The sequence below is a fragment of the Leuconostoc sp. XM4 genome (assembly GCF_055698815.1).
In genome coordinates, this window is the sequence record NZ_CP134507.1 from 1,070,381 (window position 1) to 1,086,783 (window position 16,403).

At 36.0% G+C, this 16,403-nt stretch carries 12 protein-coding genes; all 12 read left to right on the top strand.

The annotated features are described in order from the left end of the window. The first annotated feature begins 4 nt into the window (after positions 1-4). The 12 genes from RHP64_RS05415 (at position 5) to RHP64_RS05470 (ending at position 15,924) form a co-directional block, all read left to right on the top strand. Entirely contained in the window at positions 5-430 is a 426-nt protein-coding gene (locus RHP64_RS05415) for a thioredoxin family protein (protein WP_150288708.1), read from the top strand. Between the two features lie 2 nt (positions 431-432). Next, entirely contained in the window at positions 433-990 is a 558-nt protein-coding gene (locus RHP64_RS05420; RefSeq protein WP_150288707.1) for a hypothetical protein, read from the top strand. Between the two features lie 2 nt (positions 991-992). Then, positions 993-1,589, top strand: a complete 597-nt coding sequence (locus RHP64_RS05425; RefSeq protein ID WP_150288706.1) for a hypothetical protein — start codon at positions 993-995, stop codon at positions 1,587-1,589. 294 nt (positions 1,590-1,883) lie between these two features. After that, positions 1,884-2,273 carry a hypothetical protein gene (locus RHP64_RS05430; protein ID WP_013102158.1) on the top strand — a complete coding sequence of 130 codons (390 nt, stop codon included), beginning with the start codon at positions 1,884-1,886 and terminating at the stop codon, positions 2,271-2,273. Positions 2,274-2,288: 15 nt separating this feature from the next. Continuing rightward, positions 2,289-4,466, top strand: a complete 2,178-nt coding sequence (locus tag RHP64_RS05435; protein ID WP_160215176.1) for a hypothetical protein — start codon at positions 2,289-2,291, stop codon at positions 4,464-4,466. Between the two features lie 10 nt (positions 4,467-4,476). Next, positions 4,477-5,358 carry a sortase family protein gene (locus RHP64_RS05440; RefSeq protein WP_160215175.1) on the top strand — a complete coding sequence of 294 codons (882 nt, stop codon included), beginning with the start codon at positions 4,477-4,479 and terminating at the stop codon, positions 5,356-5,358. 67 nt (positions 5,359-5,425) lie between these two features. Further along, the gene (locus RHP64_RS05445) at positions 5,426-7,444 is read left to right on the top strand and encodes an SspB-related isopeptide-forming adhesin (protein ID WP_160215174.1); all 2,019 of its coding nucleotides are present in this window, start codon (positions 5,426-5,428) and stop codon (positions 7,442-7,444) included. Between the two features lie 722 nt (positions 7,445-8,166). Then, positions 8,167-9,192, top strand: a complete 1,026-nt coding sequence (locus RHP64_RS05450) for an IS30 family transposase (protein ID WP_160215173.1) — start codon at positions 8,167-8,169, stop codon at positions 9,190-9,192. 1,373 nt (positions 9,193-10,565) lie between these two features. Continuing rightward, positions 10,566-12,647, top strand: a complete 2,082-nt coding sequence (locus tag RHP64_RS05455; RefSeq protein WP_160215172.1) for an RNA-directed DNA polymerase — start codon at positions 10,566-10,568, stop codon at positions 12,645-12,647. 659 nt (positions 12,648-13,306) lie between these two features. Then, positions 13,307-13,957 carry a hypothetical protein gene (locus RHP64_RS05460; RefSeq protein WP_150288700.1) on the top strand — a complete coding sequence of 217 codons (651 nt, stop codon included), beginning with the start codon at positions 13,307-13,309 and terminating at the stop codon, positions 13,955-13,957. A 132-nt stretch (positions 13,958-14,089) separates the two neighbouring features. After that, entirely contained in the window at positions 14,090-14,875 is a 786-nt protein-coding gene (locus tag RHP64_RS05465; protein WP_150288699.1) for a hypothetical protein, read from the top strand. A 248-nt stretch (positions 14,876-15,123) separates the two neighbouring features. Further along, positions 15,124-15,924, top strand: coding sequence for an alpha/beta fold hydrolase (locus RHP64_RS05470; protein WP_150288698.1), 801 nt, complete (start codon positions 15,124-15,126; stop codon positions 15,922-15,924). Positions 15,925-16,403: the final 479 nt, after the last annotated feature.

A 16,403-nucleotide genomic window follows, 5' to 3' on the forward strand; every position in this document is an offset into this window, starting at 1 on the left:
AAATATGAATAAATTAAAGAAATGGGGCATTGCAGTGTTCTCTTTAGCCGTCATTGCGATATTGACTGCAATTGGTGGAACTTATTACTACAACACGGAAGTGAATGGTTATCCAGATACCAAGAACTTCGCTGACAAAATTGACCAGTTAGATGCCAGTAGCAAGCAAAAGACAGTCTTAATCTTCCATAAGCCTGGTTGCCCTGACTGTAAGAAAGCGCGTAGCACGATTAAAAAGACGATCAAGACACATCAAAAGACAATTGATTACGTTGTGGTCAACGTTAAAAAGTCTGATGCACAAGCATATCTCGCGAAGTATGGTGTGACACAAGTACCAACAGTGATTGCTTTAAAAGGTAATCAAGTAATTGACAGTACCAGCTCAACCAATAACAAAACGATTGCCAAAGTGGTCGCAGGAGATTAACCATGACAAAATTCAATTTAAAATGGGTTTACGCGTTTGTGTTAACGCTTGCTTGCCTGTTTTTAGTTCAGCAAGGACTTAGCTATCAACGCACGGTCAAGAGTGTGACTATCGTGCATCAAGAAATCAAGGCAACAAAAGCTAAGGCAAGTCAGTACAGTGTTCAAGCTAAACAACTTGATAAGGTTAAAACCGCTGATATTCGAGATACCCAAAACATTGAAAAGATTGGCAATACTTTCCTCAAAGAAATGTTTGCCATCTTACCAAAGTTAAATAAATCAGATGCTAAAAGTAGTGTGGCAACGAATGATGTTGTGTCAGCTTTTCTAGGGGCAACGTTTGGCGGTGATGTGGATGAAGGCGTGCCAACTTTTCACTTAGAAAGCAATGATATTGTCTATTCTAAAGCAGCCGATGGCTCAGGCCTAGGATTTGGGACGGTTAAATATAAATTAGGCAAAGAGGAAACCAGCACAACACTATTGATGCACATTGAAAATGGCAAAATTACAGAACTCCAAACGGGTGCTGTAAAAGATACCTCAGGAAGGAAATAACCATGTCAAAAGTAAATAAAAAAATAGCCTTATTGTGGGCTATTCCAGTGTTGATGGTGGTTGCTGGACTTGGCTTTTGGTTAGCTACTCAAGTCGCTGTTAAAACGCATCAAAGTGCCACAAACGAACTAGCCGTGCAACAAAGCAAACTCATCAAGAAGAAATCAAAGGTCGGTACGGTACTAGATTCAAAGCAACCGAATGTTTCTGCAGCCTCTACCTTGCTAGATAAACTGTTTACCCTAGATTGGACAATTGCCTCTCAAAAGGAATTTGATGCTAAAGCCAAACAGATGACACCTTATGTGACTCAGGAGGTCGTCAAAAATAGTTTAGATTTCAAGGCTGATCCCGATAAAATGATTACACAGACAGGAGTGGTAATGACTTATGATCACATGGATTTCTTACCCACCTCAGCAAGTGACACAGAAGTAAAGGGGAAGGTGATTGTCTTTGTTAAAAGCCATCTCAAGGACTCGGCAGATGCTACCACACGTTTTGTCTATAATGTCAGCTACAATCCTAAAACAAATCTTGTGACACAACTAGATCGCATCGGAACTTATCAATTACAAAGTGACAGCAGTGTGTTATGAGTAAATATAAATTATCTGATTTGTATTTCTAAGCCATTTTGATATACTAAAATTATAAACTAATGTTTATTTTTACTCGATGTGTTCCAGCTCGCCAAAGTAGGAACGACACATCGAGTTTTTTATTTTCTAGTCCCTAAAAATTAAAATAAATTTTATTCTCACAGTTCGTCCATTTGGACGGACTTTTTTGTTTGCCCCAGGAAAAACCATTTACCTTTATGACAATTTTTTGATTCTTGTTATTCTGTGCGTGTGTTGATAACACAACAAAGAAAAAGGAGGACTTTTTGAATGAAAAAGTCAAATGCACATAACAAGTTTCTATGGGAGCGTCGTCCGATTTCACGCTTACAACAAACATTAGCGGGATTGGTTGCTTCATTACCAATGTGGCTACCGACTGTTGCCTCAGCGGATATTGGTGATGCTGCCAAAACAAGTGGTTCAAAGGTCATCACAATTCTTTATATTGTGTTGATCGTTGTTGGCGCTATTTGCTTATTGATTGGTTTCATCATGCGTGCTACTGGTAATGAACAGATGGCGCAAAAGAGTAACAGTAAGCTAATGCACGCCATGTTTGGTATTGGTGGTGGTGCTTTGACTGGACTATTGCTGACATGGATTTGGCAAACCGCCACAACTGCTGGTGGCGGAAACGTCATCAACTGGCCATTCTAAACGGGGGAATAAGATATGTTTGGAAAGAAAAAACAAACTAGTATCGGTGATCCATTTTTTGCCCGCGTTGAACAAACTGAAATTGATCTCAATGATGAGGTGATTCAAGACCTGGCAGACAAAAGTGGAGTAAGTGAAAGCTGGCCGAATGTATCACTGTCAGGGCTACAACAATTCGCTGCTCGTTTGGTCAATGATGTGGTTCGAGCAGGTGATCATGACGTTCGTCTAGGCAACGTCGTCTACTTTATCACTAACGAAAAAGGTCGTGCTGAGCCAACAGGATTAAGTTGGGAAAGAGCGACATTAACAGCAGGGTTTGAAAACATTGTTGTTAGTACCGCTGATCATATTTTCAACGACACAGAAATTCGTCAAGATGAAGATATGACTTATGAAATTATTGTTGAAGCCCTACAACCGCTGATGGATGCCGTGCTAGCTGATGGCACTCTCTCATCAGATGACTTGCCAGCGTTACCTTCTGAGGAACAATTTAGACAAGCGCGTGAAACCGGTGAAGTCCTCACGGTTGAGCCAAATAAGTTCCAACGAACAACTGCCGAAGTTAAGCTACCTGTCGAGGAATCTACTAAAGCTGACTCAAATGAGGCTGAATCAAGTGAGCACCCAAATGATGCAATTTGGGAAAATCCAAATGGAGTGACTTTTACGGCTGGACCTACTATTCCTAAGATAGTTGAACAGCCAAAGCAACCTTCACGTGATAAAACAGTGAAGCCAACTGTTCAAGCTGTTGTTCCGACTCAAGACAACTCAGAGGGTGTCATGACCGAAAGTGATCCCACACAGAAGTTAATTGATCGTGTCAACTTGGCACCAAGTGCTTTTGAAATGAGTGATGTCAAAGCTGATTTACCTGCGGAACACCCCGATTACGTGGTTAGTCGTTTGAACGCAGACAAAGCCAAAGCAAATGACTTTTTGAATGATACCAGCAACATTTACACGCAAAAGATACGCAAAGCGATGTCTGACTTGTTGAAGCAACAACAAGCAAAGACGAAAGCAGCAGTTGAACAGTTGCGTGACACTAATGTTTCTGAGACGGTTGATGCACAAATGAAAGAAGAACGGGCAACTGAGTTTGAAACCCGTTATGCGCAAGCACATCAAGCTCGTGAAGCAGGTTATCGCACGGCTGTGGAAGATGAGAATGCGCGTCATGATAATACACTCAAAACGCTCAAGAGTGACTTTGTCAGCGACTTAGAGGCTTTGAAAGTATCTGTTAATCAAGAGCTGGATAACTGGTTTATAGAACGTTCTAAAGACTTGCAAAGTAATCTTCAAGCCACAGTAGACGATCAGGTCTCAGAAGTGACGTCACAAGCGCAAACAGAGACGCTAACCAGTCTTAAAGCTTTGCGTGATGATCTATTAGCTCAGAACACACAATCCTTGCTAGACATGCATCAAAAGCTGGAAGAAGACATCAGTAACAAGCGGGCACAATATCAATCAGAGCATGAAAAAGCGATGATCAGTGCCACTGAGTTAGAAAGTGCTAAAACGCATGCTGGTAACCTCAGTGAACTTGAGCAACAAGTCCAAATTTTGAAGCAAACTAATCTAAACCTCGAGCAACAATTAAAAGGTAAAGATGCTGTCAATAGTGATGAGGGTTCCCAACTTCGTCAACAGTTACAAATGCTTCAAAATGCCCCCCAAACAACATCACATGATGAAACTAACCAACAATTGATGACTTTGTTAGCAGCGCAGATGAAGCAGCCTCAAGTTGAACAAAAGAAAACAAGTGCTTGGCAATCAGCGGCGATTGGTGTCTTGGCCGTTCTGGCTATTGGTGGTGCGGGCTTTGGTGGTTATGCGATGGCACAACACAAAACAGATAGCGCCGCACAATCATCAAAAGCGGTCTCTGCGAGTAGTCACAACGAAGGCAACGCAACCGTAACCTTAGCCCCTGAATCATCTGAGGCTAGTTCTTCTTCAAAGGTAAGTGCTTCAAGTAGTCAATCAAGCTCATCTAGCTCATCTAGCTCACAAGCTAACAGTTCTTCTACGTTAGCTGACCGTTATCATGTCGGTGAAGACGTTGATGCCACAATCAACGGTCAAACAGTCACCGCTAAAGTCGTTTCGGTACAAGACAAAACCATCACAGTGCATCATGATGGCTACGATTATGTTGTACCGTTTGACAATTAGGCGGTGATCTATGGCAATCAACATTGAACAGGTCAAGCGCCGTCGCACGACTGCGCATCCTAGACGTCCAAATTTTCATCGTTTGAAAAGACACCATCCAATTCTAAAAACACTGTTATTAGCCATGATTGGCATCTTAATTGTCACTGGCGCTGTGATTTACGGTAACCATACGCAGTGGCAAACAGCTCAAAGTGTGAAAAAAGCAAGTCATAAGGCTGTTGCTAAAGCAAAAAAACAACCTGTTGTCAAAGCAAGTCAAGTCAAACAAGTGGCGGCACAGAAAAGTGTCAAACCTGATTACTCAGGGACTGGCGGTTTATCTAGCAAAGAAGATATGTTGAAACTAGCTCAAAGCAATCAAGCTGAAATACTACGTGGACATGTGGCTGTGCCAAGTTTTAGCATTAGTGAGCCAATCTATGAAGGCACTAGTAACCACGTCTTAGCCATTGGTGCGGGCATGAATGCACCCAACCTAAAGTTTGGAACTGGATTAGTGCCAATATTTGCTCACAATATGGGTGATTATAATGCCGTGTGGCCATACCATCCTACCAAGTTTAGTGCGCTACAAAACATGACTGAAAAAACCATCATCGGGAAAGATATTTACCTCTCTGATGGCCATACAGTTTACCGTTATAAAGCCACCAAATTAGATTATGGTATCGCTGTGGGCGTGATGAATCAAGAATTAGCTGTTGAGAACACAGGCAAACCAAAGGTTAAATTGATTGCTTGTTTGGAAGATCAGGAATTTTGGCAGCAAGTTAAAGCGAGTCACTACACAAATTTCACCGCTAAAAAGCGAATCGTACTGACTGGTGAATTAGTTGGTCAACAATCAATTAATTCCCTGGACAGCAGCTTAAAGCAGCAATTGCAATAAAACTAATTTAATTATAGGGGGGTGGCAAATCACCACCCTCCAAAAATCGGAAGAGAGAATATTTATTATGTCACATAACATTAAACACAAACTACGCAATCGTATTTTTGAAGGCGCAGCCATTGCCACGATTATGATTCCAATGGCTTCACCAATCATTGCACATGCCACAGACACACCAACGCCAGTTAAGGTATCGACGACTGGTACAAAAGTGAAAATTGATGACGCGGCTTTGCAAAAAGCTATCGCTGATGCCAAAGCTGCTGGAGTAGATTTAACACAAGAAAAGACTGATACACAAACAGTTAAATCTAGCGAAGTCGCATCCGCTAAAACAAAAATAACTGATAGCTACAAGACACAGGTTTCAACGCTTGAAGCTGCTACTAAAAAGCAGACCACCGCTAACACTGACTACGCTACCAAAGAGGCGCAGTATCAAAAAGATTTAGCTCAGTATAACAAAGATGAAGCCGCCTATGAGGCAGAAATTGCTAAACATAAAGATGATACGCCAATCGCTGACAAGAATGGTATTAAGGTCTACGGTGACTATAATGAAGCTGGTAAAGGCTCACTGGATTACTACAAAAACTTTGATGTTGTCGTTGATGGTTCAAAGGTCAAAGACTTTGCATCTGTTTCTGATTTAGGTTGGAACAAAGATAGTAAGGTCACTGCAATTGGTAAAACACAAGTTTTGAATACTGACAGCACAAACTTTAATGCCCCTTCAAAGGATATGTACCTAATTAAGGATTTCAATAAGGGACAACAGTTCAAGATTGAAAATGTTGGGACTGATAAGATTACAGGTAAAAAAATCAACGCGATCATTACATTTACCAATACGGTTAAAAGTACCAGCTCTGATTCACATTACCTAGCCGTTGGTAAGCAAGATATGGATGGTCAAACTAATGATTCTGTCCGTTTTGAATATCTTAATACCGATGGGGTCAAGACTAAAATCAATTATGAATACTCTGATGGTAAAGCGGCCAATTTGGTAACCGCATTCGCCATTGGTGACGTTGATGTCTTACAAGGTATGCAGACTGACTATGGTAATGTCACGCAATTGAGTCCCAAAGACAATGGTCTAGAGATTGACAAGAATGCCCCTTCTGGATTGTTTGGCACTTATACGACAAGTGCTGCTGGTTTGGATGGTTTTAACGACACACCGCTTGGAACGGTCGGTTTAGTAGGAACTGGTTCAAGCTTCACGTATAACTTCTTTGATGAATACACTAAGAATGCCAGCAAAGCAGATACGACGGCAAGCAATGTTATTACCGAAAAGGGTGGCTTGGTTAATGCCTGGAAGGCTTTGGGAACACAATATAATCTATTTGGTTCCTCTGCGGCTCTAAATGTGGTGACACCACCTGTTAAGCCAACACCACCAACAAAGGAAACGGTCAAGGCTAGTTACAAGCTCAGCGAATTATACACAACGCCAGAGCCACACAAGTCAGAAACAGATGATAGTGGTAAGGACAACAATGGTCAAAATGTGAAACCAGGTGAAACTTTGCATTATAAGTTAACGTGGGATTTGAAAGGTTTAGAAGCTATTGACGTGGATAAGGATACTTTAGCTAAAGGCTTGTCATTCATGGATGATTATGATGAGACTAAGCTAGATATTACTGATCAAACTAAAAAGGATTTCACTGTCATTGATGCTAAAACACAAAAGTCAGTGATGGATGAACTCCAACAAGATTGGGATATCAAGAACGGTAAGTGGACATTGAAAGCCAAGAGCGTGCAAGAATTTTTGACTAATCATGCAGGGCATGAATTGACCATCACGTTTAATCCAGTGGTTAAAAAGGATGCCACAGGGACAGTGACAAACACTGCGGTTCAAAATGACTTTGGTCAGGATTTTGATACTGAAACAGTGAAGAATCCAATTACGCCTGATACACCAAAGCCAGATACACCATCAACGCCTAATACAAGTTATGGTGAAGCGCCAAAGGGTTGGTTATATGGGGCGATTGCAGCGATTGCACTAGCAGGCGCCGCCTTTGGATTCCGCAAGCCAATCAAGAAGTGGTTCCACAAATAACAACTTTTAACAGTGCCTAAGGGCATTGTTTTTTTGTTTTATCCTTATCAAGCGATAAAATAATGAACAATATACATTGTTTTGTTCTTCACAAAGTGGTATATTTAAGAGGTTCAGAAGAGGTCTTGACATGCAATATCAGTAGTTTGCTTTCAGAATTATTACAGTTAACCTGCAAGAAATTATCATATCTCACTTCATATACTTTACTGTTGTTGCATGGCTTTTCAGAACATCTTTCCTAAGTTAAACAGTGAATCTTTACGCCAGATTTACTGCGCAAATAAAGCCATCCATTGATGGCTTTTTTGTGTGTTTATATAAACAAGCGCACTTGTCTAGCCAGATAGACGTAGAAAATTGACGGCGATTAGGTAAATTGATTAGCGCCATAATATGAGAAAATAAACCATTATTTTTAGTTAAAGCAAGTCTATTATCAAGGTCAATATCAGTCTAATGGCTAATATAAATATACATATAAGGCAAACATACATACGTTTATGTTAGCCATTATATACACAAGTATATAGATGTATATATACATCCATATGTTAGCCGGTATACTAGTGTTATATACACTAACATATATACATTATCTACGTCTTAAAACCTTGTTAAAAAAATATTTGCGCAGTTGTTCACTTTTGTTTTTCTTAACATTTTAACTATTGACCGAATGTCAATTTTATAGTCTTATTGAGAGAAGGAATAATTGCCACATGACTAAGAAAAATCCTAATTCCAAATACGCTCGTTTAGATTTTAGTGAACGTGTCACTATAAAAAATATGATCGATGACGGTAAATCAAATGCCGAAATTGCTCGAAAGCTAAACCGACCTCGGGCTACCATTACACATGAATTGCAGCGTAATGCCCGTGTCATGACTTGGCGTGGCAAAAAGAAAATATTGCGCCATACATACGAACCTGTGCAAGCGACTAGACGTGCTGAGTATTACCAATCAAAGGCGCATCGTTCACAGCCTAAAATTACACCTAAAAAGCGCGAAAAGATAGATTACTATCTCAAAAAGAAACATTGGTCGCCAGAACAAATTGCACATGGTGTGCCACGAATTGGGGTTTGCACACGAACAATCTATAACTGGATACTTAATCGCAACCTGAGTGCGACATTAAATGATTTACCGCTTAAAGGCAAAAGACGTAGGCATCTTAGGGCAAAACCAGTTAATCCAGAACATAAACGGATGATGATTGAAACGCGTTCAATTCACAACCGTCCAGAAGTCATCAATAATCGCTCAACATTTGGTCATTGGGAAATTGATGGGGTGATGAGTCCTCAAGATTCCCAATCTTTCGTGATCACATTTGTAGAGAGAAAAACACGTTTTATGGTTGGTGTCAAAGCAAAAAGTAAGAATTCAGAAGATGTCAAAACAGCCATAGATACCTTTATGTCAAGGTTTGAGAACGTTTGTGACAGTATCACGTGTGACCGCGGAACAGAATTCACGAGTAGTTTATTTATTTATAGCATTGAAGATACATATGGGAAAAAATTATATTACGCTGATCCACAGTCACCAGGTCAACGTGGTACAAATGAACGCATGAATCGTGAATTACGGCGTGTATTTCCTGCTGGTTATGACTTTACTAAGATTACCCAACGTAAGCTTCAAAACGCCATTCAGGACATCAATGATCGTCCTAGAAATGTACTCAGGTTCAAAACACCTGAAAAAGTCTTTACTAAGCGAATCATGGCAGCTTAATCATCAATAGATGCTAAATATCGCTAATTGTTAAGACAGTTCAAAGTCAATAGCTTTGGACTGCGTTTTTGCGTATAATAATAACCAGATAAACACGAATTAAGTGCTTGATTGGCTTAAAAAAGTCAAAATGACAATGCAAAAACTAAATATGCGACCAACTTTAAACATCAAAAATAAATTATGGTAGTTGAAATTTAGAAACGCAAAACCACAAATAGCACAAAAACAGTCTTTGTAATCAGATTGTAAACAAATCCGCTATCACAACAGCGACAACGGATTAGCCAAAATAAAATCAATTTTTTAGATTATTTGTTACTTTAGGGGTTGACCGGAGTCTGTAGAATAATAAGCATAAGGTTTGATATGGGAGTTGAAATACTTCTGTAACACACCTTGTGCTTATATTTTTGTCAAAATGGCTTATTTAATTAAGAAAACCTAAAGAATAAAAAAGCACAAAAAAAAGACCAGCCATTGGCTAGTCGAATATGTACCTTGAAAACTAGATATAAAAATTGATTACTATAGAATAATGTCCCCACGACCTTATTAAAAAAATCAAATTTGCTTAACTAATCTTCAATAAGATAATTGTAAAGTATTTTGTGGATTATAGCAATCATGGTTGGCTTTTGATTAGCTAACCCGGAGCCTCTAAAAGAGTGTAGAGAGAACAGTCTAGGACAGTTACGAAAATCAACGTAATTTGTTGCTCCGTTAGAAAAAATCTCAGTGCCGATGCGATGTGTGCATACTTTGGCAAGTATGTTATACCGAAGGTTTTGAGTCGTGAAAACAAAAAAAGTGTGAGAGACTATACACGCACAGAGATATAGTCAATGTATTTTATTTTGTTGCATAGCGTGCTAAATTATTGATTGTACCATATAATACAATTATTTTATTTTTGTGTTTGAACTGACAATTAAGGACATCCTTGATCATTTCAAAGTTATAGTGAGTACTTGATTTTCATAATCAAATAATATAAAAATGAAATAGAATAATTAAATAAAAATGAGTTGAAATTTTTGAATAAGTCTGTGGATTCTGACTTATTTTAAAATTATTTTCGTTAGCATCAAAAGTTAGTCTTAACTTGACCTGCATATAAATGGTTAACTAAGACTTATAGGTGAAACTATAATTTCAAAAAAATAATCTTTTTTCTAATGATTTAAATTGACTTCTAATTGCTCCAGTTTACCTCCATATTCTTACTTTTAAAGTCCGAAATAAAATATTTTTTATATAACAATCAAAAACGCGTTGAAAAGTTCCATATAGTTCAATTAATCGATTATTACGTGATATAATTACGACAACTCTAACTATGGATAGTAATAAATCATTTGTAAGGAACAATAATGTCAGCTGTACCAGATACTATAAAAAATCTAAAATATATTTTAAATCAATTTGGAGGTAAATATCGGACTGTTGTTGGAGACTGGGATAGGGGAAAAATAATTAGCGATCTAAACCTCTACACACCAGAACTAATTACAAAGTTACTTCAAGATGACAAAATATGTGACCGTTTTGTTGATAAAGTTGATCAAACAACTATATTAAAAATAAATGAACTCGTTGATGTATTTAAGAATGAAACTCTTTGGGAAGAACCTAATCCTATTCCTGGTAGTAAAATATTTGACAATGAAAACTTGTCAGGACACGAAGTTGACGATGCCTATATACTTTTAGACGGAATGTTTGCAACACAATTACCACCATTGCTTGACCAAATAATAACTGTTGAATCTTCATCAGCATTAATTGAAGAGTTAGCTCGGCATCCAAAAGAGAACTTGTTCAAAGTTGACTCAAAAACAAATCTACTAATTGAATTTGCCAAAGGAGTTAAGTCACCTGAAAATATTTTTGGTCATAACTGGGCGACAGAAGAAATTACGTTTTATACCATAAAAATTGATGAGTCATGGCGCCCGATGGCCATACCAAACATTAAACACTCAGTTATGTTTGCATACAACAATTTACTTGTTGCACAATCAACATTCAATCATATGTACAGTGAAGAAAACAGACTCGAGGGCATAACCAAGCACTCCGAGTCACCAATAATTGGTCGAGATGGTTTTTTTTCAAGTGTGTTGTATGAAGAAATTGAAAAAAATTTATATGAAGATACTGATGAAACAAATATGATACCAGTCGGTTTTATAGGTTACAGCAATCAAAATAAATTTTTTAAAGAAAGTAAGTTACAACGGTATAGACTAGAAGCTACTTACCCTTATATTTTACATTTAGATATAAGTAAATACTTTGAAAATATCTACACACACCTAATTGCTCAAATTAAACCTGAAATGCTCAGCTCAAAAGCAAATATAGTAGTATTTTCAACTTATTTAAAGTGGTTAGACGATTACAACCAAAAAATCAATAATAATCATACAAAAAGCATAATTCAGGGGCCTATATCATCAAAAATATCTGCCGAGCTGTTACAGTTATCATTAGATCAAAAGATAGAAAAAGCAATTACAGATTTACATTTAGATGTTAGCTTCACAAGATATGTTGATGACTATCGATTTTTCGGAAGAAATGTAAAAGACTTAGAATTAATTAAGAACATTCTGATCAAAATATTTAGGCAACATGAATTATCTTTTAATGAAAATAAAATTCAGCTCTATAAAGGATTCGAACAACACAAACAAGCCTATTTGGAAAACTATCCTAAAATTTTGACAATAACACGTGGTAAAAATGTTCGACTTTCTTTTGATGATTACTTAGTATTTCGGGAGGTGTTGTCACAATCAATACATGAACAAGATTTACCAACAACAAAGTCTATTTTGACTATATTTACTAAAAAAATTCAAGATAAGCAGATAACGATTAGAGATAACTCTTTAATTATTTCTTTAATTGAATTTTTAATAAAAACAGCATATGTTTCTCCAATAATCGCTATGCAAATATTTAAATTATTGAATGAAATTTGCAATGTTTTGGCATCTAAATATAGAAACCAAGTTTGGAATATACTTTTTTCCGAAATAGAGTTTATCGTTGCTAATTATTCTGATACTGATTTAGAATCTTGGTATTTTTATGCTTTAGCTAATTGTGGAAACGCTTATGAAACGTATAGAGTGGTTAACAAATACCTAAAAATTGTTGGAGAAAATCCTAGTGTAATCGTTTTATCTGTCTTATTAAAAAACAAGAGCTTGCGAGCCAATAAGAAAATACAAGATCAAATAATAAAACATATCAACAATTGGCAAAAAGTATCGCAATCAAAATGGTGGTTACCTATTTCAAAGTTGTGGTTAGTAAAAGGAAATTTGGAAATAAATAAAAAAATAAAAAGTCTATTTATATCTAATAATCGGTCTAACATACAATGGGACAAGCTTGGGATAATTGAATATCTAAGACAAAAATCCGATAAAACCAAAAAATAGAACTTATGTACCTTCGTTTGAAACAAAAAAATAGTGAAGAGATACATGGGATTAGTTAGAAAACATTTAGGGGTAAAAAACCAGATTTTTTTTTATATAATATCAGTGATTTTGGAATTGTTTTGGATGCAAAAACTTATTCAAATGTTTATCTTCTTGATATTACAAAGCAACGGAGTTTGCAAGATTATATAGATGGTTCCAAAAATTAAAAAATAAGGTATCTCTAGAAAGAAGGTTTTCATATTATTCATTGTATAATGCCAAAAAACTTATAAAACGGGAATCAATAGAACCGAATTAGATGAAGAAAATTTAGTCAAATATTATGAAAAAAGTAGCTGATTGACTTTTTTTATTTGAAAATTATTATCGATTGTAAAACCAAGGAGAAAAAAGTTAACAAATTTAGTAGTTTATCACTAAAAAAAAGAAGTATCGGAAAGCTCACATTTGATGGGCGTAATTATTTGTACAGATGCTGATATCGCCATGGCAATTCTGAATATAGTCAATATATCAAATACTGAAATAGAGAAAATATGATTTATTAAATGCATAGGATTTCTACAAAATATGATCATCAATTTATAAATTCTATATTCATTAGGACATGTGCTACGATATATCTTAGATAATTTTATAATAAGGAAATAAGTATGGTTAATATTTTGATTCACTTGTGGGAAATTTTGACTTTTGTTATAACACCAGCCACAATTACTATAATTGTTAGTGTTATAGCGATTTGGGTTGCAAGTAAAAATGTAACAGAACAAATTAGGATATCGCGACAGCCGTTATTGATATTCAAAATACAAGATACAAATATTCGTGAAAATGCAGAAGACATTGCCAAAAAATTTCAATTGGTCGAAAACGTAGGTTCAAATACCGCTGTAAACATAAATATTTTTAGATCCTTTTTAGATATAACTCATGAGTCTTTCTTGTATAAGCATATGTACAAAAATCTTCCTAATTTTATAAAGAAAAAAATTAAGATTAGTCCATATCAATTTGCAGATTTGACTTTGGAAGAGAGCTTAGGAACTTTAAAAAGTGATGAGTACAAAAGTATCAATTTATTACCATTGTCGGTTAGTTATGACCTTTTTATTGTGCAATATCAAGATATGTTAGGAAATTATTATCAATCATTATTGATACCCCAAAATGGTAGAGGTGACTTTGAAAAAATAATTCCTCCCAAGAAAATTTCCTCAAAGGAGAGATTTAAAAGTACTTTTATTGGACAAAAAAACCGGATTACGTTAACTAATTTTTTGAAAAATGGATATGAAGAATAAGTCTGATCTTTCTCAATAATACGTTACAAGATTTAAGTTTTAAAAATAAATATATGAAAAAAGCAAAAACAGCAACAAAATTGTTTTTGCTTTTTTCATTTTCAATTAAAAAAGAAAGTAGGAAATTAAATTATGGTTAATAAGTTTGGTAGTTTATCACTACAAGGAAAAAGTATCGGAAAGCTCACATTTGCTGGGCGCAATTTAGTTGGTGCCAATGCTGATGTGGCAGTGGCAATGTTAAATGTGAATAATACACTGAATACTGAAAATGTCACACCACAGGCTGGCTTTGATTTTAGTACGGCTTTTGGCACACCACTAAAACTGATCGATGCAAAAATTATTGCTGGTACTGCTCGCAGTAATCAAAGAAATGGCGCTCGTGTTGCCACTAAGACAGGTACTTTGTTACCTATGTCTGATGCTAAAACAGACACTTTGCCAGAAGAAGAATATGATGCTGTATTCGTATCAGGTAAAGACAAAACACCGCACGGACGTGTACGCAGTGCTGATGCGTTTGATAGTCATGATTTAGTTTTGTTTAGGGTTACACCTAATTATAAAACCGACAATCGTGGTGAAGTTGCTCGTGATGATTACGATGAACCAATCATTTCAAATTATCAGTTCAACTTTATCCAACAAAGCAAATCAGGGGATGTTGGCAATGATGATAACATTGTCCGTATTTTGGTTGACCCAGCAGAAAGTGAACGCTTGCAAGCTGGTTTGAAGCCGGGGGACAAGTTAGTACCACAAGGTTTGAAGTTTGCATTTGCTGGTAATGATGCCACAGATTGGACGGTGTATGCTGACACGTTAGTTGCACTTGATGAAAAGGCAACAGAAAAACCAACATCAAATCAAAATAAGACAACTGCTAATCAAGCTAGCAAACTTAAAAGTGAGTAGTTTTATGAGCATTTAAAAATAGCATAAGTAAATACGCTATGTCTACATTAAAATATCTAAAAATTCTTAGAGGATTCTGGTTTCTAAAGAATGCGATTTTGGTTTTCTATATATGATCTATTTTTAACGTTCAAAAGTTAAGAATTCTTATACTAAATTCAGTTCCGTTTAAAGTGATTGCAGTTTAATCTGTTAACCCATAAACTATTTATGAATTATAATTTTATTGAAAAGCGGGTAAGAAATCAATGGAAACAAAAATATTTGAGAATATAGAATATCAAATTATTGGGAACGGTATACCAATTATATTTTTGCATGGCTTATTTTTAAATAAGCGTTCAACTAAAAATTTTTTTGAAAAAGATAATAGCCTTGCCGAATTCCAACGTATTTATGTAGACCTTCCAGGAATGGGAAATTCATTACCCACACCTGAAGCGACCACTGACGCTATTTTTAAAAAGCTTTTAAGTTTTATTGATTATGTAGTTGGAACACAAGAATTTATCATATACGGGCATTCATATGGTGGCTACTTGGCACAAGCAATTGCTTATCATTATCAGAATCAAGTTAACGGTTTATTCTTAACTTGTCCTGCGGCTATTGCTGATAAAGAATTACGCTTAGTAGAAAGACATAAAAATGAATTTATTGGCAAAGTACATCATTCTGAAAATGAAACATTTTACGATGACTTTGAGTCTATGAATGTCTTAATTAGCCAATCACGATGGGCGGCGTACCAAGATCTTATTTTACCTGGGCTAAATAAGGCTGATGCCAACTTTTTAAAACGTCTTCAAGAGAATAGTTACACCATATCATTTGAAGAAAAATTACAAAATCTGGGACCAAATACAAAAATTCAATTAGTTTTGGGCAGACACGATCATGTAGTAGGGTATAAGCAACAGCTGAATAAATTTATAAGTAATGAAAAATCAAATATAACGTTACTGGCATCTGCCGGACACAACGTTATGATAGATCAACCTAAATATGTGTATGGTCTATTTGATAATTTTTTAAATACTTTTGAATAGTATTTAAAGATAAACTTTTGTCCTTTATTTTGAGAGAACTTGTTATTCTTCCATAAGTCAAAAGTTATCAACTAATTCAGGTCAGAAAAGCTACAACCAAGCCGACAAAGCAAAAGGTTAATAGCTAAACAATATAATAGAAAGGTTAAAGGCTGATTAAACAATCGGTCTTTTTTTAGTTGTTACAATGGCACAGAAAATGATTTATTTTAGCTTTATGTTTGGAGTTTGGCTCGTCTATGTTGGGTCTATGATCCCTATATTTTTACTCTTTATGAGTTTGGGTCAATCACTACATGTCGCTATGATAGTTGCCAGTGTTTTGACCTTTTTATTTATTATCATTCAAAGAACCTTTAGGGGGTTACATGTAATCAATCACACAAAAAAAGTTAATAAACAGACTCACTAAACTCTTGTCATCAAAAATTTTAAGAAATTTTGAGAAATAGTTTCTGCTTTTTTTGTAAAAACCTCTT